Origin of the sequence: Agromyces humatus, from assembly GCF_021228295.1 — a bacterium.
In the GTDB taxonomy this organism is placed as follows: Bacteria; Actinomycetota; Actinomycetes; order Actinomycetales; family Microbacteriaceae; genus Agromyces; species Agromyces humatus.
This window is the reverse complement of sequence record NZ_JAJQPD010000003.1, coordinates 212,447-233,445: the sequence shown is the minus strand read 5'-3', so window position 1 is coordinate 233,445 and position 20,999 is coordinate 212,447. Positions and strand designations below refer to the sequence as shown.

Sequence of the window (20,999 nt, the reverse complement as noted above, 5' to 3'; positions counted from 1 at the left end):
GCCACGATGTGGTCGTCGCGTACCGGCGCCATGCCCACGCCACCTCGCTGACTGCGAGAGCGAGCCCGTCACCGAAGAGCCCGTCGCAGCAGATGCTGCGACGGGCTCTTCGTCGTGACGGCGTCGATCGTCTACCGGCAACCGATTCACTATTCAGTGTTGCTATCTACCGGTACCTGTGCTTACTATGTAGCGGTAGTCAGCAACACAGAGTACTAGTACTCATCACCGCCAAGTAGTGAAGGGAGGGGGTTCCATGGGCAAGCAGATGACCGAGATGCTCAAGGGCACGCTCGAGGGCATCGTCCTCGCGATCCTTGCCGTGCAGCCGGCATACGGCTACGAGATCACGGCCCGGCTGCGCGATCAGGGCTTCTCCGACATCGTCGAGGGCACGGTGTACGCCCTGCTGATCAGGATCGAACAGCGCGGCCTCGTCGACGTCGAGAAGGTCCCGTCAGAGAAGGGGCCACCGCGCAAGGTCTACTCGCTGAACGCAGTGGGCGGCGAATACCTCGAAGAGTTCTGGAGGACATGGAGCTTCCTCGCAGAACGTATCGAACAGCTCCACAACGAACCCGCAGAAGGAGAGAACTGAAATGGTCGCGAAGTGGATCGAGACCCTCACCGGGTCGCTCGAGCAGAAGAAGCAGTACAAGCAGGACAAGGCCCGCATCGACGGGCTCCCCGAGCCGTACGCAACCGCGGCGAAGGCCATGCACCGGTACTTCATGTACTACGGCGGCATCACCGACGGCGACACCCTCATGACCATGTTCGGCGACCTCGCCGACCTGTGGGAGCGGGCCGCAGCAGACCGGACCCCGTTGCGCGAGATCGTCGGCGACGACCCGGTCGAGTTCGCCGAGACCTTCGCGCAGGCCTACACCGGCACGCAGTGGATCGACAAGGAGCGCGCCCGCCTCACCAAGGCGATCGAAGACGCGGAGCGAGAGGAGCGGAAATGACCACCACGGCGATGACCAAGGAACCGGCCATCCGAGTCCGGGGCATCGAGAAGTCGTTCAAGGACCTGCACGTGCTTCGGGGCGTCGACTTCGAGGTGGCGGCGGGGAGCATCTTCGCGCTGCTCGGTTCGAACGGCGCGGGCAAGACCACGCTCGTGCGCATCCTGTCGACGCTGCTGAAGGCCGACGCGGGCACCGCCGCGGTCAACGGCTTCGACGTCGCAGGCACGCCCGGTGGCGTGCGCGAGTCGATCAGCCTGACCGGCCAGTTCGCCGCGGTCGACGAGGTCCTCAGCGGCCGGGAGAACCTCGTGCTGATCGCGAAGCTGCGTCACCTGAAGAATCCGGGTGAGATCGCCGACGACCTGCTCGCCCGGTTCTCGCTCACCGATGCAGGCGGCCGCAAGGCGTCGACGTACTCGGGCGGCATGCGCCGCCGGCTCGACATCGCGATGAGCCTGATCGGCAACCCGCCGATCATCTTCCTCGACGAGCCCACGACCGGGCTCGACCCGCAGGCCCGTCTCGAGGTCTGGCAGACCGTCAAGCGGCTCGCCGAGACCGGCACCACCGTGCTGCTCACGACGCAGACCCTCGACGAGGCCGAGCAGCTCGCCGACCGGATCGCGATCCTGCACAAGGGCACGATCATCCAGAACGGCACCCTCGCCGAACTGAAGCAACTCCTCCCGGCCGCCACGGTCGAGTACGTCGAGAAGCAGCCCTCGCTCGAGGACGTCTTCCTCGCACTCGTCGGCGAGACCGGCGAGACCGGCGAGACCGGCGAGACCGGCGAGACCGGCAGTGCCAGGGACCGCACCGACGGCGTCCCCGCAGGAAAGGAATCCCGATGACCACCCACGTCCTCAGTGACACCCGGGTCCTCACCGGCCGATCGCTGACCCACATCATGCGCAGCCCCGACACCATCATCACCACCGCGGTCACCCCGATCGCCTTGATGCTGCTGTTCGTGTACGTGCTCGGCGGCGCGATCAGCACCGGATCCGACGAGTCGTACATCAACTACATGCTCCCCGGCATCCTGCTGATCACGATCGCGTCGGGTATCGCGTACACCGCGTACCGGCTGTTCCTCGACATGCAGGGCGGCATCTTCGAGCGCTTCCAGTCCATGCCGATCGCGAGGTCGAGCGTGCTCTGGGCGCACGTGCTCACCTCTGTGGTGGCGAACCTGGTGTCGATCGCGATCGTCATCGGGGTCGCGCTGATCATGGGCTTCCGCACCGGGGCATCCATCGGCGCCTGGCTCGCGGTCGCCGGCATCCTGATCCTGTTCACCCTCGCCCTGACCTGGCTGGCTGTGATCGCCGGCCTGTCGGCGAAGACGGTCGACGGCGCGAGCGCATTCTCGTACCCGCTGATCTTCCTGCCGTTCATCAGCTCGGCGTTCGTGCCCACCGAGTCGATGCCCGCCCCGGTCGCCTGGTTCGCCGAGAACCAGCCCGTGACCTCCATCGTGAACAGCATGCGAGCGCTGTTCGCCGGGCAGCCCGTCGGCAGTGACATCTGGATCGCCCTCGCGTGGCTCGTCGGCATCCTCGTCATCGCCTACGCCTTCGCGATCTCCATCTACCGTCGCAAGATGAGCTGAGTCCGAGCGCGGCACCGGCCGTGCCGCCTGACGAAGGATGCCCGCTTCCCCATGGGAAGCGGGCATCGTCGTCTTCTCGGATGCTCCGAGCCTCGGTACCTCGTGCAAAGGAACTATTGCAAAGAAGTACTTGCAAAGATATCTTTGCAGCGGTACCTTTGCAACATGCCGAAGTCGAAACCAGAAGACATCCAGGCCCAGCCGAGCAGCTCGCGCCACCCCGGCATCGACCATGTACTGACGAGCGCGAGCCTGAAGTCCCTCGCGCACCCCCTGCGCGTGCGCATCTACGACGAGCTCTCGGCCTACGGCCCACTCACGGCGAGCGGACTCGCAGACCGGCTCAGCGAGTCGAGCGGCGCGACGAGCTACCACCTGCGCCAGCTCGAGCGTGCCGGGCTCGTTCGTGAGGACACCACGCGCGGCAAGGGGCGCGAACGCTGGTGGGAGCGGGTTCCGGGCTCGATCGCGATCCCCGATGCGCGTTCGCTGCCGCCGGGCAGTGCTGAGCGCCTCGCAGTGAAACTCGTCGAAGACGAGTGGTTCCGCTCGCGCGAGCAGAACTTCCGCGAGTTCGTGGCCGAGGGCGAGCAGGTATTCGGTCCCGAGTGGCTCGACATCGCCACGAGCGACACGATCAACCTGCGCCTCACGCCCGAGCAGCTGGGCTCACTCGTCGCCGATCTCGACGTGGTCTTCAAGAAGTACATCGACGCACACAAGCGCACCCCGTCACCGGGTTCGCGCCCGGTGCAGATCCACCTCAATGCGTTCCCTCTCGTGCGCGGGGAACCCACCGACGAAACCATCCCGAAGGAGCACCGATGAACTCCGCAACCCTCTCCCCCGGATCCGGCGTCCTCGCCGACTGGGCTGTCCGCGGCGGCCTCCTCGTCGCAAGCTGGGGACTCCGGCGGGCGACGCGCCGCACCGACCGTGACCGCCAGCTGAGTCGCCTCGAGGCCCGTGCCGCAGCCGAAGCGGCCCTGGCAGAGCGAGACGCGCTCATCCGCCGGGCCGGAACCTTCCCGTTCTGATCTACGGGCGGCGAGATCCCTCGACGAGCGCCGACATCTTGTCGAGGCACTGCTCGAGCCCCGCCTGCGACATGTCCCGCGACTCGGCGGTCGTGTATCCGTGCTCGGTCATCTCCAGCCGTGTGCGCCCGTCGGGCAGCTCGCGCAGGACGACCTCGTGCTCGCCGCTGTCGGGCACGCCATCGGCCGGAATGCCGGCCTGCGCCGGGGTGATGGCGTTCCCGTCGGCGTCGGCGAAGCGGAAGACGTATCGCAGGCGATGCGGCGCTTCGACTTCCACGAGGTTCCACGTGCTGTGCTGTTCGACGCCGCCCCACTCGTCGGGTGCGCGCATCGTGACGAAGATCCGCCCGCCGACCCGCACGTCCGCCTGGGCGGAGGGGCAGGTGAATCCCTCAGGACCCCACCACTCGCGCAGGTCCTCGGGCTGGGTCCACGCCGCCCAGACTCGCTCGATCGGCGCATCGAATTCGTGGACGACATGCACATCGAATGTCGCTTCAGCCATGGCGCGACCTCCCGGGGTCGATCCGCAGACAGGGCGTCTCTCTGCGTCCTCCAAACCTATCTCGGCACACGCGCAGCGCGCCCGATACCGTGGAGTTCTCGACTCGGTGAACCTCAGCCTCGGGAGCACAGATGGATGCCATGAACACGAGACTGGATCGCAGCGCGCTGGCCGCGCTCGACCTCTACACCGTCTACATCGGCGAGCGACTGGGGTTCTACCGCGCCCTTGCCGCCGACGGTCCCGCGACCTCGACGGAGCTCTCGGATCGCACGGGCACCAATGAGCGCCTCGTCCGCGAGTGGCTCGAACAACAGGCCGCGACCGGATTGCTGACGGTCGACGACGCGGCCGGGGCGGCGCTCGAACGCCGCTACGCCATCCGTGACGAGGAAGTGCCCGCGCTCGCCGACGCCGACCACCCTTCCTTCACCGCGCACGAGGCGATCGAGATGGTTCGGAACGCCCGATCGCTGCCCGACGTCGTCGAGTCCTTCCGCACCGGCAACGCCCCGCCGCCGCTCACGTGGGAGCCCGAGGGTCGAGCCGAGTGGAACCGCGCCAAGTACCTCGCCAAGCTCGGCCGCGAGTGGCTTCCTGCCGTCGAGCCGATTGACCGGCGACTGAAGGCGGTGCCTCCGGCCAAGGTGGCCGATCTCGCGTGCGGCACCGGCTGGTCGAGCATCGCGATGGCGCAGGCCTATCCGTCGATCGTCGTCCACGGACGCGACCTCGATGCCGACGCGGTGGCCACGGCCCGCGACAACGCCGCCGCTCGCGGGCTCGGCGACCGGGTCACCTTCGCGGTGGCCGATGCCTCGCACCCGGCTGATCCGCCCTACGACCTGGTGACGATCCTCGAAGCGCTGCACGACATGACCCGTCCGGTCGAGGTGCTGCGCACCGCGCGTGAGATGCTCGCCCCCGGTGGGTCGGTCCTCGTGGCTGACGAGCGAGTGAGCGACGCCTTCACGGCCGATGCGTCGGAGCGCGACCGCTACGTGCACGGCATCAGCGTCGTCGCCTGCCTTCCCGATGCCATGGGCGATCCCGACTCGGCGATGACCGGAGCCGTCATGCGGGTCGACATCCTGCGACACTATGCGGCCGATGCCGGGTTCGGCACCGTCGAGACCCTCCCGGTCACCGACGATGACCTCCGCTTCTACCGCCTCGTGCCCTGACGCTGCGCCATCCGCGCATCGCACGCCGGACCGGCGCGGGCCCAGGGTCGACCCTGAGGGGGCGGAGTCCCGCCAATCCGGGTCGGGTGAACGCTGGATGATGGTCGGCGTGGTCAAGGCTGGAGTTCTTCCCGCCGTGCGAGGGTGCGACGGGAGAGCGTCTCGAGGCCGGGGTGAATTCAGAGATGCCGGCCGGATTTCGAAAGATCTGCGATTCTTCGTCGTCGAAATCGGGCCATTTCGTCGGACTCGGTCGCTGCGCCGCCTACGCTGATCGACATGCTGCAGTGACGCCGTCGTCGGCGTCCGCTCATCGAGGAGGAGAAGCCGCATGTCCCGTATCGGCATCGTGACCGAGCAGAGTCCCGAGGCCCGCGTCGCGGCCACGCCGGCGACCGTGAAGCAATTGACGGCGCTCGGGCACGAGGTCGTGGTCGAAGCCGGCGCCGGCGCAGGTTCGGCGTTCCTCGACGAGGCGTACCGCGATGCTGGTGCGCGCGTCGCGACCGCAGCCGAGGCACTCACGAGCGATGTGGTGCTGAAGGTCAATGCGCCCACCGGTGCCGAGATCGCACAGCTCACGCCCGGCTCGACCCTCATCGGCCTGCTTGCGCCCGCCTTCAAGCCCGAGTTGCTCGAGGCGCTCGCCGCGCGCGGCGTGACGGCCCTCGCGATGGACGCGGTCCCGCGCATCTCGCGCGCCCAGTCGATGGACGTGCTGAGCTCGATGGCGAACATCTCGGGGTACCGCGCGGTGGTCGAGGCGGCCCACGAATTCGGCCGGTTCTTCACCGGACAGGTCACTGCGGCGGGCAAGGTGCCGCCGGCGAAGGTGCTCGTCGCGGGTGCCGGCGTCGCCGGTCTCGCCGCGATCGGCGCGGCCTCGAGCCTCGGTGCCATCGTCCGGGCGACCGACCCGCGGCCCGAGGTCGCCGACCAGGTGAAGTCGATCGGCGGCGAGTACCTGAAGGTCGAGGTCGAGGTCGAGCAGTCCACCGACGGCTACGCCAAGGCCACGAGCGAGGCCTACGACCGACGGGCCGCCGACATCTACTCCGAGCAGGCCCGCGATGTCGACATCATCATCACCACCGCGCTCATCCCCGGCCGGCCCGCGCCGAAGCTGATCACGGCGGCGGATGTCGCGAGCATGAAGTCGGGCAGTGTCATCGTGGACATGGCTGCCGGTCAGGGAGGCAACGTCGCAGGCTCGGTGGCCGGCGAGCGCATCGTGACGCCGAACGGCGTCGTCATCCTCGGCTACACCGACCTCGCGTCCCGACTGCCCACCCAGGCGTCGCAGTTGTACGGCACGAACGTGGTGAACCTCGTGAAGCTGCTGACGCCCGCGAAGGACGGCGAGCTCGTCCTCGACTTCGACGACATCGTGCAGCGCTCGGTCACCGTGACGCGCGACGGCCAGGTGACCTGGCCGCCACCGCCCGTGCAGGTGTCCGCCGCACCGGCTGCAGCGACGTCCGCCCCTCCGGCGGCCGCGCCCGAGCCCAAGAAGCCGATGTCACCCGTGAAGCGGGTGGTGCTCGTCGCAATCGGCATCGCCGCGCTCTTCGCCGTGAATGCGATCGCCCCTCCGCCGTTGCCGCAGCACTTCACGGTGCTCGTGCTCGCGATCGTCGTCGGGTTCTATGTGATCGGCAAGGTCGCACACGCCCTGCACACGCCCCTCATGAGCGTCACCAACGCCATCTCGGGCATCATCGTGGTCGGCGCAATGGTGCAGATCACCAGTGAGGTGCCCGCCGTGCAGGTGCTCGCCGCCGTGGCCGTGCTGCTGGCCAGCATCAACATCTTCGGCGGCTTCGCCGTGACCCGCCGCATGCTCTCGATGTTCGCCAGGGGCACCGCCCCGGCCGGTGCCGCATCGACGCGCGTGCCATCGACGCCGGCATCCGCCACGGGCACTGCCGCTGCGAACGTCAAGACTGGAGCCGAGCGTGCCTGAAGCCGTAGCCCTGCTGACCCCGGTGTCGATCGCCGGAGCCGCCTACATCGTCGCGGCGCTGCTGTTCATCATGAGCCTCGCCGGGCTGAGCCGGCATGACACCGCCAAAGCCGGTGTCAACTACGGCATCGCCGGCATGGCGATCGCGCTCGTCGCGACCGTGTGGGCGACGTTCGCCGGCGTCTGGGGCTCGCCACAGGCGAGTGTCGGCTTCGGCCTGCTCGTCGTCGCGGTGCTCGTCGGCGCCGCGATCGGCCTCTGGCGCGCCCGCCTCGTCGCGATGACCGGCATGCCCGAGCTCATCGCACTGCTGCACAGTTTCGTCGGCCTCGCGGCGGTGCTCGTCGGATGGAACGGTGCGCTCGAGGAAACCGGCATGACCGGTGCGCTGCTCGACATCCATCACGCCGAAGTGTTCATCGGCGTCTTCATCGGCGCCGTCACCTTCACCGGGTCGATCGTGGCGTTCCTGAAGCTCTCGGCGCGGATGTCATCGGCCCCGCTCATGCTTCCCGGAAAGAACGTGCTCAACCTCGGCGCGCTCGTCGCGTTCGTAGCGCTCACCGTCTGGTACGTCATCGATCCGGCGCTGTGGCTGCTCGTCGTCGTGACCACGCTCGCGTTGCTGCTCGGCTGGCATCTCGTCGCCTCGATCGGCGGCGGCGACATGCCCGTGGTGATCTCGATGCTGAACAGCTACTCGGGCTGGGCCGCCGCTGCCGCGGGTTTCCTGCTGAACAACGACCTACTGATCGTGACCGGCGCCCTCGTCGGCTCCTCGGGTGCCTACCTGTCGTACATCATGTGCAAGGCGATGAACCGCTCGTTCATCTCGGTGATCGCCGGCGGCTTCGGCATCGCGGCGCCGGCCTCGAGCGGCGAGGTCGAGGGCGAGGTCCGCGAGATCCTCGCCGAAGATGCCGCAGAGCTGCTGCGCGACGCGTCGACCGTGATCATCACGCCCGGCTACGGAATGGCCGTCGCCCAGGCGCAGTACCCGGTGGCCGAGCTCACGAGCCGGCTTCGCGAGCACGGTGTCGAGGTGAGATTCGGCATCCACCCCGTCGCCGGCCGCTTGCCCGGGCACATGAACGTGCTGCTCGCCGAGGCGAAGGTGCCGTACGACATCGTCGAGGAGATGGACGAGATCAACGACGACTTCGCCGACACCACGGTCGTGCTCGTCATCGGCGCGAACGACACGGTGAATCCGGCCGCCGCCGAAGACCCCGGAAGCCCCATCGCGGGCATGCCGGTGCTGCGCGTCTGGGAGGCCTCGAACGTCATCGTCTTCAAGCGCTCGATGTCGGCCGGCTACGCCGGAGTCGCGAACCCGCTGTTCTACCGCGACAACGCGCAGATGCTCTTCGGCGACGCGAAGCAGCGCGTCGAGGACATCCTGCGGGCGATCTGAGGCGCTCGGTGGGATGAGGAGCAAGGTGCCTCGAAACCCGGTCCCCGCTCAGGCTTTCGAGACGGTCGCTCCGCTCCCTCCTCAACCCACCTCTCCGGGGAACGTAGGATGGATCGGTAACCCCCGATGTGAAAGAGGTCGCCGTGGCCACCGCCCGCGATGCTGCCCCCGAGCGCGCCCAGTACTGGGTCGTCCCGGTCGTCCGCGGCCTCCTCGCCGCGGTCGCCGCAGTCGTCATCACGTTCTCGCAGAACCACTCCCCTGAGTTCGGCACGCTCGTCTTCGGCGTGTGGGCCGTCGTCTCGGGCCTCATCGTCGGGGCGCTGTCGCTGCGGTTCGTCACGGCACGGGGCATCCGCTCGCTCTTCGCGATCAATGCGGTCGTGACCGTCGTCGCCGGCCTGCTCGCGCTGACCGTGCCGGGCGGCGGGCTTCCGTTCCTGCTCTACCTCGTGAGCGTCTGGGCGGCGGTCACCGGTTTCGTCGAACTCTTCGCGGGCCTGAGCGCCCGTGGCCGCGAGGCGGCGGCGCGCGACTGGATCGCGGTCGGCGCGCTCACCGCGATCCTCGCGATCGTCTTCCTGCTGCTTCCCCCCGACGCCGTCACCGCGGTCGGCCTGCTCGGCGGATACCTCGTGATCGTCGGCGTCTACCTCATCATCGGCGGTCTCTCGTTGAAATGGGCCGCCGCCCCGGTCGAGCCCGGCCCGGCGGCCGGAACGGAGCAGCACTCGTGACCCAGTCCCCCGGTGAGTTCAGGCCGAGCCGGCGCGACGTGCTGCGCCCCGTCGAGTACGTCGGCGGCGCGGCCATCGCCGCGGTGTTCACGGGCGTCGTCGTGCTCTTCACCACCCGCGACCTCACCCTGACGCTCATCATCGCCGGCATCGCGTTCATCGCCGTGCTCGTCGTGCTCGCGCTGCTCGCGATGGCGATGAAGCCCAACGCCGACGAGACGGCCGAGATCGACGGCACGGATGACCCGGGCCCGGCCGATCCCGAAGCCCCCGGCGGCCCGGGCTCGGCGCACTGAGTCGAACTCCTGGACGTATCGACGCGCCGGCCCCCGATGGCGCTTCGGGTCCGCGTCAGTCGGCCCGTTGCAGACGACCGAGCTCGGTACCGCTGACGTCGAGCAGCACGAGCTGGTCACGGTCGAAGCCCGCGAGGCGGGCAGAGGCTACCCAGCTCGGCACGGGAACGTTGCCGCACCCGATCAGCGTGGAGAACCCGGACGTCGTGAGCATCTCGCCCTCGCCCTCGATCGCCCAGCGCCCTCCGTTGAAGTTGCAGCCGTCGGACCCACCCCACGACCCGGAATCACGGAACTCGACCTGGGCATCGGTTCCCTCGGGGGCGTCGATCGGCGTCCACCGACCAAGCAGCTCGGCAGTGGACACCGGCTCGAGGGGATCGGGCAGCGCGGGGACCGGCTGGAATGCCGCCCGGATCGAGTCGTCGATCACCGGCGGCTCCGCGTAGAACCCGGCCGCAGTGTCGATCGGCTCGGGCGCCCCGTCGATCGCGAGTGACGCCATGACCCCGCCCGCCGCATCGGTGAGCCGCCAGCCCGCCTCTGTCGGTTCGTACGCGCTGACCGAGTCCAGCCACGGAATCTCGGGCGGTGCGCCGACGGCGCACCCTCCCGATGCTCCGATGACCACGGCGAGGAACACGCGTCGGCCGGCGTTCCATGAGCCCTGGATCATGCCGCAATCGCGCCACAACTGGAACTGCCCAGCCTCGAGCCGAAGCCAGGTCTGGTCGCTCTCACCTTCTGCGCCCGAAACCCGCCAGAGGCCGACCAACTCGATCGGCTGCGATCCGCCAGGGGTGGCCACCGGCGTGGGACTCGGAGCGGCACTGGGTTGAGCGACCGGGGGTTGCGACTCGCCGACGGGATCGGACGCGCATCCCGCGACGAGCGCCACCGTCGCGAGCGCGAGCGCGAGCGCGAGTGCGGGTGCGAGTGCGGGTGCGAGTGCGGGTGCACGCAATCGTCGGCGCATGGCCCCAGCCTGGAGACGGTCGACGTCGACGCGCCCACCGTCGGTGGCATCGACAACCGCGCGGATGGGCGGTGCGGTCCTTCGCGTGCGCAGCGGCATCGGCGGTCCCCCTGCCTGCCATGATCCCGCAGATCAGGGCCACCGGGAAGGGTCCGCCGCTGTCAGAGCCGGTCGACGAGCGCTGAAGCGATGCCGGTGTACGTCGTCGGCGTGAGCGCGAGCAGGCGCTGCTTCGCCTCGTCGCCGATCTCGAGGCCGTCGACGAACGCCGCCAGCTCTGCCGCGCCGACGCGCTTGCCGCGCGTGAGCTCTTTGAGCAGGGCGTACGGGTCGGCGATCGTCGAGCGACCGGCGACGACCTCGGCGCGGATGACCGTCTGGATGGCCTCGCCGAGCACCTCCCAGTTCGCATCGAGGTCGGCCGCGAGCACCGAGAGGTCGAGGTCGATCTCGCCGAGGCCGCGCTGGATGTTGTCGAGCGCGAGCAGCGAGTGCCCGAAGCCGACGCCGATGTTTCGCTGCGCCGAAGAGTCGGTGAGGTCGCGCTGCAGGCGGGAGGTGACGAGCGTCGCGGCGAGCGAGTCGAGCACAGCCGAGGAGAGCTCGAGGTTCGCCTCGGCGTTCTCGAAGCGGATGGGGTTGACCTTGTGCGGCATCGTCGACGAGCCCGTCGCACCGGCCGCAGGGATCTGGCGGAATGCGCCGAGCGAGATGTAGGTCCAGATGTCGGTCGCGAGGTTGTGCAGCACCCGGTTGGCGTGAGAGATGCGGCCGTAGAGCTCGGCCTGCCAGTCGTGCGACTCGATCTGGGTGGTCAGCGGGTTCCACGTGAGCCCGAGCGACTCGACGAACTCGCGAGAGACCTCGGGCCATGCGACATCCGGTGCGGCGACGACGTGCGCCGAGAACGTGCCCGTGGCCCCCGAGAACTTGCCGAGGTACTCGCTCGCCTCGACCTGTGCGGCGATGCGCGAGAGGCGGTAGACGAAGACCGCGAGCTCCTTGCCCATGGTCGACGGGGTCGCGGGCTGGCCATGCGTGCGCGAGAGCATCGCCGCGTCGCGGTGCTCGACGGCGAGGGCCGCGAGCGTGTCGATGACCAGGCGGTACTTCGGCAGCCACACGTCGCGCACCGCGTCGCGCACGGTGATGGCGTAGGAGAGGTTGTTGATGTCTTCGCTCGTGCACGCGAAGTGGGTGAGCTCGGCGATCGCATCGAGACCCAGGTCGCTGAGGCGGCGGCGCACGTAGTACTCGACGGCCTTCACGTCGTGGCGAGTGGTGGCCTCGAGCGTGGCGAGCTCGTCGATGTCGGCCTGGCCGAAGTCGGCGACGACCTTGCGCAGCGAGGCCTTCTGGTCGGTCGACAGCGGCGACGAGCCGAAGAACCCGCGGTCGGTCTGGGCGATGAGCCATTCGACCTCGACGTGCACCCGCGCCCGGTTGAGGCCCGCCTCGGAGAGGTGCTCGCCGAGCTCACCGACCGCCGACCGGTACCGGCCGTCAAGGGGGCTGAGCGGCTGGGGAGGCAGCGAAGTCATCGGATTCCTTGTCTGAGAGCGGGGGCGAGCTGGCGGAAGAGCGCCTGAGTCGACCGTTCAATCATGCCAAGAACTCGATCGAACATCGCCGCGTCGGAGTAATAGGGGTCGGGCACGTCGTGCGGCCCGCTCGGATCGCCGGCGAACTCGAGCAGCAGTCGCACCTTCTGCTGCTCGGTCGCCGAGCCCGCCCAGTTGCGCAGGATGCGGGCCTGGCCGCGGTCGAACGCGACGACGAGGTCGAGCTTCGGAAAGTCGGTGGCGTCGAACTGCCGCGCACGGTGGTGGGTGCCGTCGTACCCGGCGCGCGCAAGCGCGTCGATGGTGCGCTGGTCGGCGGGCTCGCCGACGTGCCAGTCGCCGGTCGCGGCCGACTCGATGGCGATGCATGCACCGAGCCCGGCGTCGTCGGCGAGCGTGCGCAACACCACCTCGGCCATCGGTGAGCGGCAGATGTTGCCTGTGCACACGAATGAGACACTGAATTGTTGCGCGGCGTGACCCCTGGGCACCGCTCGCGTCATGGGTTCCATTCTGGACGAGATCGACGGTTCGCACAGCCCCGATTTCGAGCGCGGCGGACGGACGTCGAGGGAGGTCGCATTTCGATGATGGATGCCCCGCCGCCCGACTTCCACGTCGATGCCGAGCTCGCGGCGCGGCTCGTGTCAGCGCAGCATCCCGAGCTCGCCGGGCCGCTGACGCTGGTCGCGAACGGCTGGGACAACGCGATCTTCCGGCTCGGCGACGGGCTCGCGGTACGGCTTCCCCGTCGGGAGCTCGCGGTGCGCCTCATCGAGCACGAGCAGCGCTGGCTGCCCGAACTCGCCGGTCGCCTGCCGATCGCGGTGCCGACGCCGGTGCGCATCGGCCGGCCCGCACCCGAGCTCGGGTACGACGTGCCCTGGAGCATCGTGCCGTGGCTGACCGGTCGAAGCGCGACCGGGTTCGCGGTCGACAAGCGCGACGTCGCGGCCTCCGCGCTCGCCGGGTTCGTGGCGGCCCTCGCGCGTCCCGCGCCGCCTGACGCTCCGCACAACGCGTATCGCGGTGTGCCGCTCGCACACCGTGACGACACGATGCGCGCCCGGTTCGCCGGCGGGCGATTGACGGATGCCTCGCGGCTGGCGCCTCTCTGGGAGCGGGCGCTCGCGGCGCCCGAGTGGCCAGGGCCGAAGCTGTGGGTGCACGGCGACCTGCATCCGGCGAACCTGCTGCTCGGGACATCCGGTCGACTGTCTGCGGTCATCGACTTCGGCGACCTCACCGCCGGCGACCCGGCGACCGATCTTGCGACGGCGTGGCTGACGTTCGGACCCGAGGGCCGCCGCGTGTTCCGCGCCGAGGTGGAGGCGCGTATGGATGTCGACGACGCGACCTGGGAGCGGGCGCGGGGCTGGGCCCTCGTGATCGCGAGCGCCGTGGTCGAGGCGACCGGAACGACGGGTCCGCTCGGGCAGGTCGCCGCGTACGTGCTCGATCAGCTCGTCGCCGACTGACCGTCGACTCATCCTCGACAGGCGACGGCTGCGCCGTGCTCTCCACGAGCGCTCGGCGATCGCAAGCTCGACCGTCGGCGTGACAGCAGACTCGCGGCATGGATGAAGCCGACCGATTCATCGCGCTGATCACGGGCCGCGCCGTGACGCCCGATCAGGTGGCCGAGGCGGTGCGGCTGCGCGGGCGACTGCGCGCACTTCGCGACGAGGTGGAGCAGACACTGCCCGGGCTCGCACCCGACGCCACCGGCGCATGGCGATCCGCCGCGGCCGACCGGTACGCCGAACGCCTCGTCGAGTTGCAGGGGCAGTTCGTCGAGGTGCGCGCCGCCCTCGGCGCGGCCGACCTGCACCTCGACGAGCGCATCAGGCACCTGAGCGCGCAGCTCGACCCGCAACTCGCCGCGCTCGACGAGAGGAGGCCCGGATGGGCGACGGGCTGACGATCTCGGGCGGTGGCGAGACGACGGTCGCGACCGACGAGCTGTTCATCGATGCCGCCCGGCTGGGAGCCGCGGCGGGGGTGATCGACGGGTGGAAGTCGAGCGCCGCGACGCTCTGCACCGAGCTCGACGCCGCCGGCCTCGACCGCGGCAGCGGTGGGTGGGCCGAGCCGGCCCCGGCCGATGCGATGCGACGCGTCGAGCAGGCACTGGGCCGCTGCGGCGACACGGCAGAAGCGCTGCGTTCCGCCCTCATCGCCAGCGCCGAGCGCTACGGCTGGGCCGAGCGCACGATCGACGGGTTCTGGAAGGTCGGGGGCGGGCTCATCGCGGGGGTCCTCGGAGTGGTACTCGGCGCGAAGGTCTTCTCGGCACATGGCCTCGGTCTCGGGATCGGTCTTGCGGTGAATTCCATCGCGCGGGGATTGGGCGGGCCGACGCCGCTCGACCGGTGGATCGCCTCCCACAGGGGGCTGCTCTCCGATCCGACGTTCGTTCGCGCGGTGCGGGCGGTCGCCGACTCGGCCGACGAGCTCGTGGCAGGCGCTCGTGGCATGCCGGGATACGCGCCATTCGGCCAGCTCGTCGGCGCGCCCGAGAGCGCTTCGGTGCTCCTCGCCCTGGCCGCATTGCTCGGCACGAAGGTGCTCGTCGACGGCCCGGTGTCGGTCACCAGGTCGAATCCCGGACTGGGCGCGCCTCCAGGACACCCCGCGGCCGCGCCCGTTCGAGTCGTGGCCGCGCCGACCGGGCTCGCCGACCTCGCCGACCGCGTGCCGTCGGGCGAGGGCCCGCAGATCCGCATCGAACGGTACGGGCAGCCCGACGACCCGCGGTGGGTCGTCTACGTCAGCGGCACGGTCGAGTCGTCGCTCGTGGCGGGCGACGAACCGTTCGACCACACGTCGAATGTCCTCGGCATCGCCGACGACTCGTGGATCGACGAGCTGCGCGCCGCGGGCGCCGAGTCGGGCGCTGGCGAGCGGGCCGTAAGGCAGGCGATGGAGGCGGCCGGCATCGCACCCGGCGACCCCGTGATGCCCGTCGGTCATTCGGGCGGCGGCATCATCGCGGCGAAGCTCGCTGCCGACCCCGAACTCAATGTCGTCGGCGCCGTCAACCTCGGTGGCCCCGGCGCGTCGGCACCGACGAGCGAGGGCGTGCCCGTGCTCTCGATCGAGCACGAAGAGGACCTCGTTCCGGCGGTCGGTGGGTTCGGACATCCGTCGGCCGAACGTCTCACCGTCTCGCGCAGCGTGCTCGACGAGGGACGCGAGTACGACTCCGCCCTGCCCGCTCACGAGCTGTGGCGCTATCGCGAGACGGCCGCCCTGGTCGACGAGTCCGAGGAGGCGCGCCTCATCGCGTTCCGCGAACTCGTGGGGTTCACGGGCGGTGGGCCCGGCGAACTGAGCGAATGGACCGCGACGCGCGACGTCAGCTCTTCGACGGGCGCACGATGAGCCCGATGAGCCAGCTGATCAGGCCGAGCACGAGCGCCCCGAGCACGCCCCACCAGAAGCTCTCGACCACGAGCCCGAAGCCCAGCAGGTCGCTGATCCAGTCGACGAGCAGCAAAAGCAAGCCGTTCACGATGAACGAGATGAGCCCCAGGGTCAGCACATAGATGGGGAACGCGACGATTCTGATGAACGTGCCGACGATCGCGTTCACGAGGCCGAAGATGAGGGCGACGAGCAGGTACGTGAGCACCGTGGCGAGTTGCGTGTTCTCGTATGGCACTACGCGCACGCCCGCGACGATGAACGTCGTGAGCCAGAGGGCGAACGCGACGACGATGACCTTGACGATGAACCGCATGGCTTCAACTCTGGCAGAGAGGCGCGGTGGGGCGAAGGGGTACGGTGGAAATCGTGACCGCACCGGAGCAGCCAGGCGTGAGCGTTCGACTCCGCCCCGAGATCGCAGCCCTTCCCGCCTACCGCCAGGGGCGCCCCGCACCCGCCGACGGCTTCAAGCTCTCGAGCAACGAGAATCCGCACGAGCCGTTGCCCGGCGTCGAGGCCGCGGTCGCCGCGAGCGCCCACGCGATCAACCGCTATCCCGACGCCACGGCGCTCGCCGTACGCGAGCGCATCGCCGAGCGGTTCGGCGTCACCGCCGACGAGGTGATCGTCGGCGCCGGCTCGGTGTCGCTCATCGCCCAGTTCATCACGGCGGCGGCGGCGCCCGGCGACGAGGTCGTCTACTCGTGGCGTTCGTTCGAGGCCTACCCCGGGCTCGTCACCGTCGCGGGTGCGACGAGCGTTCGGGTGCCCAACCGCCCCGATCACCGCCACGACCTCGAAGCCATGGCGGCCGCCGTCACCGATCGCACTCGGGTCGTCATCGTCTGCTCGCCGAACAACCCCACGGGCACGGTCGTCACCGCCGACGAGTTCGAGCGGTTCATGTCCGCGGTGCCGAGCGACCTGCTCGTGCTGCTCGACGAGGCGTACATCGAGTTCGTCCGCGACGAGGCATCCGTCGACGGGCGCACCCTCATCGGGCGCTACCCCAACCTCGTCGTGCTGCGCACCTTCTCGAAGGCCTACGGGCTCGCGGGGCTGCGCGTCGGCTACGCGATCGGACCGGTGGCGATCCTCGACGCCGCGCGCTCGACGGCGATTCCCCTCGGCGTCACCGCCGCGTCGTCGGCGGGCGCCATCGCCTCGCTCGAGGTCGAGTCCGAACTGCTCGCGCGGGTCGACGTCATCGTCGAACGCCGCGACCGCGTGCGTGCAGCGCTCATCGCGCAAGGCTGGAAGATTCCGCAGGCGCAGGGCAACTTCGTCTGGCTGCCCACCGGCGACGCCACGACGGCCGTCGCCGACCGCCTGTTCGACGCTGGTCTCGTGACCCGGGCGTTCGCGCCCGAAGGCATCCGGGTGTCGATCGGCGAGGAGACGTCTGTCGACATCCTCCTCAGGATTCTCGGTGAGCTTGTACCGGCTTCACAAGAAGGGGCTGCCGTCTAGCGGGTAGCGTGGAACGGTGCCAGCCAGCGAGAGAGACTTCACCGCGCCCACGGTCCAGCTGCTGACCCCTGAGGGCGAGCTGCGTGCGACACCCGAGGCCGAAGCGTATCTCCCCCTCATCGAGGCGCTCGACGACGCCACCCTGCAACGGTTCCACCGCGACATGACCGTGTCGCGGCGACTCGACGTCGCCGGCGCCAACCTGCAGCGCCAGGGCCAGCTCGCGCTCTGGGTGCCGAGCCTCGGCCAGGAGGCCGCGCAGGTCGGGTCGGCGCACGCCGCCCGACCCCAGGACCACATCTTCCCGTCGTACCGCGAACACATCGTCGGCATGATCCGCGGGCTCGACCCGGTGCGCATCATGGCGCTGCTGCGTGGCACGACCCTCGGCGGGTGGAACCCCGAGGAGACCGGCAACTTCCACCTCTACACGCTCGTGCTCGCGTCGCAGACCCTGCACTCCACGGGCTACGCGATGGGGCTGCAGTTCGATGGCGCGACGGCGACCGGCGACCCCGACGCCGACGCGGCCGTGCTCGTCTACTACGGCGACGGCTCGACCTCGCAGGGCGACGCCAACGAGGCGCTCGTCTTCGCATCGAGCTACCAGACTCCGCAGGTCTTCTTCATCCAGAACAACCAATGGGCCATCTCGGTGCCGGTCTCACGGCAGTCGCGCAGTCCGCTCTCGCTTCGCGGCGGCGGCTTCGGCATGCCCGGCATCCGCATCGACGGCAATGACGTGCTCATCAGCTACGCCGTCACCCGCCAGGCGCTCGAAGAGGCCCGGGCCGGTGAGGGGCCGACCCTCATCGAGGCGCTCACCTACCGCATGGGCGCGCACACCACCGCCGACGATCCCACGAAGTACCGCACCGACGCCGAGGTCGAGTACTGGCAGCAGCGCGACCCGATCGCCCGCTACCGCACCTGGCTCGAGAGCCGGGGCGCCTCGGCAGCGTTCTTCGCCGAGGTCGATGAAGAGGCATCCGACATCGCGGCCGATGTGCGCCGTCGAGCGCTCGAGATCACCGTTCCGACGCGTGAGAAGATCTTCGCCCACGTCTACAGCGAGGCGCACCCGCTCATGGTCGAACAGGCGGCATGGCTCGACGCATTCGAGAACTCGTTCGACGGAGGCGCGGAATGAGCGCGGGAATCGATGAGGAGGTCCGCGTGACGGATGTTGCGAACGGGGCTTCGGGTCTCGATACGCCTTCGGACACTCGACCGACGGAGGCGGCGCCGTCGGCGGCCACTCCCCCGGTCGACTCCCCCGCGCCCGAGGTGCGCGGCGTGCACACGCTGTCGATGGCCAAGGCCATCAACGCGGGCCTTCGCGAGGCGCTGCTCGGCGACGAGAAGGTGCTGCTCATGGGTGAGGACATCGGACCGCTCGGCGGCGTGTTCCGCGTCACCGAAGGGCTCTCGGCCGAGTTCGGCGAAAAGCGCGTGCTCGACACCCCGCTGGCCGAGTCCGGCATCGTCGGCACGGCGATCGGCCTCGCCATGCGCGGGTACCGGCCCGTCATCGAGATCCAGTTCGACGGGTTCATCTTCCCCGCGTTCGACCAGATCACGACGCAACTGTCGCGCCAGACCGTGCGTCACGACGGCACGCTTTCGATGCCGATCGTCATCCGCGTGCCCTACGGCGGGCACATCGGCTCGATCGAGCACCACCAAGAGAGCCCCGAGGCGTACTTCGCGCACACCCCCGGGCTGCGGGTGGTCAGCCCGTCGAACCCGCACGACGCGTACTGGATGATCCAGGAGGCGATCGCCTCGAACGACCCGGTGCTGTTCTTCGAGCCGAAGAGCCGCTACTGGCCCAAGGGCCCGGTCGACCTCGACCACTCGGGACTGCCGTTGCACGCGAGCCGCGTCGTGCGGCACGGCACCGATGTCACGCTCGTCGGCCACGGCGCGATGGTCGCGACGCTGCTGCAGGCCGCCGACATCGCGGCCGAAGAGGGTCGCAGCGTCGAGGTCGTCGACCTGCGCTCGCTCTCCCCCATCGACTACGGCCCGCTGCTCGATTCGGTCAACCGCACGGGCCGACTCATCGTGGCCCAAGAGGCCTACGGCAACGTCTCGATCGGATCCGAGATCGCGGCGACGGTCGCCGAACGGGCGTTCTACTCGCTCGAGGCGCCCGTGCTGCGGGTGTCGGGCTTCGACACGCCGTTCCCGCCGGCCGCCCTCGAGACCGAATTCCTGCCGAGCCCCGACCGGGTGCTCGAGGCCGTCGACCGCGCGCTGGCCTATTGACATGCCGATCACGGCATAACTCGACTGCGAGGGTAGAAGACAGATATGAGCGAGATCCGATTCCCCCTCCCAGACGTCGGTGAGGGCCTCACCGAGGCCGAGATCGTGCAATGGCGCGTCGCACCCGGCGACCGCATCTCCCTCGACCAGGTCTTCGTCGAGATCGAGACGGCGAAGTCGCTCGTCGAGTTGCCGAGCGCCTACGAGGGCATCGTCTCGGAACTCCTCGTCGACGAGGGCAAGACGGTCGACGTCGGCACGCCGATCCTCGTGATCCAGACGGACGTCCCGGCCGCGGCCGACTCGTCGCCGGCGGCGCCCGTGGCCGAAGGTGGTTTCGATACACCGCCTTCGCCGCCTACTCGACCGACGGGCGGAGCCGACGAGGGCGGCGCCGTTCTCGTCGGGCACGGCGCATCGGGCCCGGCCAGCACACGTCGACGCCGTCACCCCTCCCCCGCCGGTGCGCACACGACCTTGGCCGCGCCGCCCGCACCCGCTCCCGCAGCGCCCGCGCCACCCGCAGCGCCCTCGGCCTCGGTTGCGCCGGCTGCGACGGCCGGAGCAACGCCGGCTGCGACATCCGCGCCTCGTACCGAGCCGACGTCCGAGCCACATGTGCCCGTGATCGCGAAGCCGCCCATCCGCAAGCTCGCGAAAGACCTCGGCGTCGACCTGTCGCGGGTCGCCGCGACCGGCCCGATCGGCGACGTCACCCGCGACGACGTGATTCGCGAGGCGAGCCAGGCCAGCGTGTTCCGCAATATCCAGACGCCCGAGGCGCCCGCCGACCGCGAGAGCCGAATTCCCGTCAAGGGCGTGCGCAAGGCGATCGCGAGCGCCATGGTGAAGAGTGCATTCCAGGCGCCGCATGTATCGGTCTTCGTCGACGTCGACGCGACGCGCACCATGGAGTACCTGAAGCGGCTCAAGGCGTCGCCCGACTACGCCGGCATCAGGATCTCACCGTTGCTGATCATGGCGAAGGCCATGATCTGGGCCGTGCGCCGCAATCCCACAGTGAACGCGCAGTGGACCGATGACGAGATCATCGTCAAGCACTACGTGAACCTCGGCATCGCCGCGGCGACGCCCCGCGGCCTCATCGTGCCGAACGTGAAGGACGCGCAGGCGATGTCGATGGTCGAGCTCGCGACCGCGCTCGAGCAGTTGACGCTCACCGCCCGCGAGGGCAAGACGCAGCCCGCCGAGATGCAGGGCGGCACGATCACGATCACGAACATCGGCGTGTTCGGCATGGACACCGGCACGCCCATCCTGAATCCCGGCGAGGTCGGCATCGTCGCGCTCGGCACGATCAAGCAGAAGCCGTGGGTGGTCGACGGCGAGGTGCGGCCGCGCTACGTGACGACGATCGGCGGGTCGTTCGACCACCGGGTGGTCGACGGCGACGTGGTGTCGAGGTTCGTCGCCGACGTCGCGTCGATCATCGAGGAGCCCGCACTGCTGCTCGAGTAGCGTCCGACCCTCCGCCGTCGGTCGTTCTCGCACTCCGCGCGACGGCCGGTCGCCCGCTGCGCCACTTCGGCCTGGTCCGCGCCAGTCGAA

Annotated in this window: 23 protein-coding genes; 18 read left to right on the top strand and 5 right to left on the bottom strand. The window is 69.5% G+C overall.

What is annotated here, in order from left to right:
- The first annotated feature begins 256 nt into the window (after window positions 1-256).
- From LSF15_RS06315 to LSF15_RS06290, 6 genes are all read left to right on the top strand, one after another.
- On the top strand, window positions 257-598 hold the full coding sequence (locus tag LSF15_RS06315; RefSeq protein WP_232497679.1) for a PadR family transcriptional regulator: 342 nt from the start codon (window positions 257-259) through the stop codon (window positions 596-598).
- Between the two features lies 1 nt (window position 599).
- Window positions 600-968 (top strand): DUF1048 domain-containing protein, encoded by a 369-nt coding sequence (locus LSF15_RS06310; RefSeq protein ID WP_232497678.1) that lies wholly within the window; start codon window positions 600-602, stop codon window positions 966-968.
- Between the two features lie 11 nt (window positions 969-979).
- A complete protein-coding gene (locus LSF15_RS06305) occupies window positions 980-1,822 on the top strand; it encodes an ABC transporter ATP-binding protein (protein ID WP_232497927.1) in 843 nt (280 codons plus the stop codon).
- Complete coding sequence (locus tag LSF15_RS06300) at window positions 1,819-2,583, top strand: ABC transporter permease (RefSeq protein WP_232497677.1); 765 nt, start codon at window positions 1,819-1,821, stop codon at window positions 2,581-2,583. Before LSF15_RS06305 ends, LSF15_RS06300 begins: the two co-directional genes overlap by 4 nt.
- A 165-nt stretch (window positions 2,584-2,748) precedes the next feature.
- Window positions 2,749-3,411 carry an ArsR/SmtB family transcription factor gene (locus LSF15_RS06295; protein WP_232497676.1) on the top strand — a complete coding sequence of 221 codons (663 nt, stop codon included), beginning with the start codon at window positions 2,749-2,751 and terminating at the stop codon, window positions 3,409-3,411.
- Complete coding sequence (locus LSF15_RS06290) at window positions 3,408-3,620, top strand: hypothetical protein (RefSeq protein WP_232497675.1); 213 nt, start codon at window positions 3,408-3,410, stop codon at window positions 3,618-3,620. Before LSF15_RS06295 ends, LSF15_RS06290 begins: the two co-directional genes overlap by 4 nt.
- Window position 3,621: 1 nt before the next feature.
- On the opposite strand, the gene LSF15_RS06285 is transcribed toward LSF15_RS06290, so the two are convergent.
- Window positions 3,622-4,128, bottom strand: coding sequence for an SRPBCC family protein (locus LSF15_RS06285; RefSeq protein ID WP_232497674.1), 507 nt, complete (start codon window positions 4,126-4,128; stop codon window positions 3,622-3,624).
- 140 nt (window positions 4,129-4,268) lie between these two features.
- Here LSF15_RS06285 and LSF15_RS06280 point away from each other — a divergent pair, with 140 nt between their 5' ends.
- From LSF15_RS06280 to LSF15_RS06260, 5 genes are all read left to right on the top strand, one after another.
- A complete protein-coding gene (locus LSF15_RS06280; protein ID WP_232497673.1) occupies window positions 4,269-5,312 on the top strand; it encodes a class I SAM-dependent methyltransferase in 1,044 nt (347 codons plus the stop codon).
- Between the two features lie 331 nt (window positions 5,313-5,643).
- Window positions 5,644-7,275, top strand: coding sequence for a Re/Si-specific NAD(P)(+) transhydrogenase subunit alpha (locus LSF15_RS06275; RefSeq protein ID WP_232497672.1), 1,632 nt, complete (start codon window positions 5,644-5,646; stop codon window positions 7,273-7,275).
- Between the two features lie 70 nt (window positions 7,276-7,345).
- Window positions 7,346-8,689 (top strand): Re/Si-specific NAD(P)(+) transhydrogenase subunit beta, encoded by a 1,344-nt coding sequence (pntB, locus tag LSF15_RS06270; protein WP_372459943.1) that lies wholly within the window; start codon window positions 7,346-7,348, stop codon window positions 8,687-8,689.
- A gap of 143 nt (window positions 8,690-8,832) precedes the next feature.
- A complete protein-coding gene (locus tag LSF15_RS06265; protein ID WP_232497671.1) occupies window positions 8,833-9,426 on the top strand; it encodes an HdeD family acid-resistance protein in 594 nt (197 codons plus the stop codon).
- On the top strand, window positions 9,423-9,722 hold the full coding sequence (locus tag LSF15_RS06260; RefSeq protein WP_232497670.1) for a hypothetical protein: 300 nt from the start codon (window positions 9,423-9,425) through the stop codon (window positions 9,720-9,722). The genes LSF15_RS06265 and LSF15_RS06260 overlap by 4 nt, the downstream gene beginning before the upstream one ends.
- A 55-nt stretch (window positions 9,723-9,777) precedes the next feature.
- On the opposite strand, the gene LSF15_RS06255 is transcribed toward LSF15_RS06260, so the two are convergent.
- From LSF15_RS06255 to LSF15_RS06245, 3 genes are all read right to left on the bottom strand, one after another.
- On the bottom strand, window positions 9,778-10,698 hold the full coding sequence (locus tag LSF15_RS06255; RefSeq protein ID WP_232497669.1) for a hypothetical protein: 921 nt from the start codon (window positions 10,696-10,698) through the stop codon (window positions 9,778-9,780).
- A gap of 161 nt (window positions 10,699-10,859) precedes the next feature.
- On the bottom strand, window positions 10,860-12,239 hold the full coding sequence (gene purB / locus LSF15_RS06250) for an adenylosuccinate lyase (protein WP_232497668.1): 1,380 nt from the start codon (window positions 12,237-12,239) through the stop codon (window positions 10,860-10,862).
- Window positions 12,236-12,763 carry a low molecular weight protein-tyrosine-phosphatase gene (locus LSF15_RS06245; RefSeq protein WP_269756238.1) on the bottom strand — a complete coding sequence of 176 codons (528 nt, stop codon included), beginning with the start codon at window positions 12,761-12,763 and terminating at the stop codon, window positions 12,236-12,238. Before LSF15_RS06245 ends, purB begins: the two co-directional genes overlap by 4 nt.
- Before the next feature lie 87 nt (window positions 12,764-12,850).
- On the opposite strand from LSF15_RS06245, the gene LSF15_RS06240 reads away from it, so the two are divergent.
- The 3 genes from LSF15_RS06240 (at window position 12,851) to LSF15_RS06230 (ending at window position 15,644) form a co-directional block, all read left to right on the top strand.
- The gene (locus LSF15_RS06240; RefSeq protein WP_232497666.1) at window positions 12,851-13,738 is read left to right on the top strand and encodes an aminoglycoside phosphotransferase family protein; all 888 of its coding nucleotides are present in this window, start codon (window positions 12,851-12,853) and stop codon (window positions 13,736-13,738) included.
- A gap of 98 nt (window positions 13,739-13,836) precedes the next feature.
- On the top strand, window positions 13,837-14,181 hold the full coding sequence (locus tag LSF15_RS06235; protein WP_232497665.1) for a hypothetical protein: 345 nt from the start codon (window positions 13,837-13,839) through the stop codon (window positions 14,179-14,181).
- On the top strand, window positions 14,166-15,644 hold the full coding sequence (locus LSF15_RS06230) for an alpha/beta fold hydrolase (RefSeq protein WP_232497664.1): 1,479 nt from the start codon (window positions 14,166-14,168) through the stop codon (window positions 15,642-15,644). Before LSF15_RS06235 ends, LSF15_RS06230 begins: the two co-directional genes overlap by 16 nt.
- Here LSF15_RS06230 and LSF15_RS06225 read toward each other — a convergent pair.
- Window positions 15,619-16,002 (bottom strand): phage holin family protein, encoded by a 384-nt coding sequence (locus LSF15_RS06225; RefSeq protein WP_232497663.1) that lies wholly within the window; start codon window positions 16,000-16,002, stop codon window positions 15,619-15,621. The two genes, LSF15_RS06230 and LSF15_RS06225, sit on opposite strands and share 26 nt — an antisense overlap.
- Window positions 16,003-16,055: 53 nt before the next feature.
- On the opposite strand from LSF15_RS06225, the gene LSF15_RS06220 reads away from it, so the two are divergent.
- The 4 genes from LSF15_RS06220 to LSF15_RS06205 all read left to right on the top strand — a co-directional run bounded on the left by LSF15_RS06220 (window position 16,056) and on the right by LSF15_RS06205 (window position 20,909).
- The gene (locus LSF15_RS06220) at window positions 16,056-17,159 is read left to right on the top strand and encodes a histidinol-phosphate transaminase (protein WP_372459930.1); all 1,104 of its coding nucleotides are present in this window, start codon (window positions 16,056-16,058) and stop codon (window positions 17,157-17,159) included.
- Between the two features lie 16 nt (window positions 17,160-17,175).
- Window positions 17,176-18,309, top strand: a complete 1,134-nt coding sequence (locus LSF15_RS06215) for a thiamine pyrophosphate-dependent dehydrogenase E1 component subunit alpha (protein WP_232497662.1) — start codon at window positions 17,176-17,178, stop codon at window positions 18,307-18,309.
- 161 nt (window positions 18,310-18,470) lie between these two features.
- Window positions 18,471-19,430 (top strand): alpha-ketoacid dehydrogenase subunit beta, encoded by a 960-nt coding sequence (locus tag LSF15_RS06210; protein ID WP_232497924.1) that lies wholly within the window; start codon window positions 18,471-18,473, stop codon window positions 19,428-19,430.
- 45 nt (window positions 19,431-19,475) lie between these two features.
- Window positions 19,476-20,909: a dihydrolipoamide acetyltransferase family protein gene (locus LSF15_RS06205; RefSeq protein ID WP_232497661.1), complete on the top strand. Its 1,434-nt coding sequence runs from the start codon at window positions 19,476-19,478 to the stop codon at window positions 20,907-20,909.
- Window positions 20,910-20,999 lie beyond the last annotated feature (90 nt).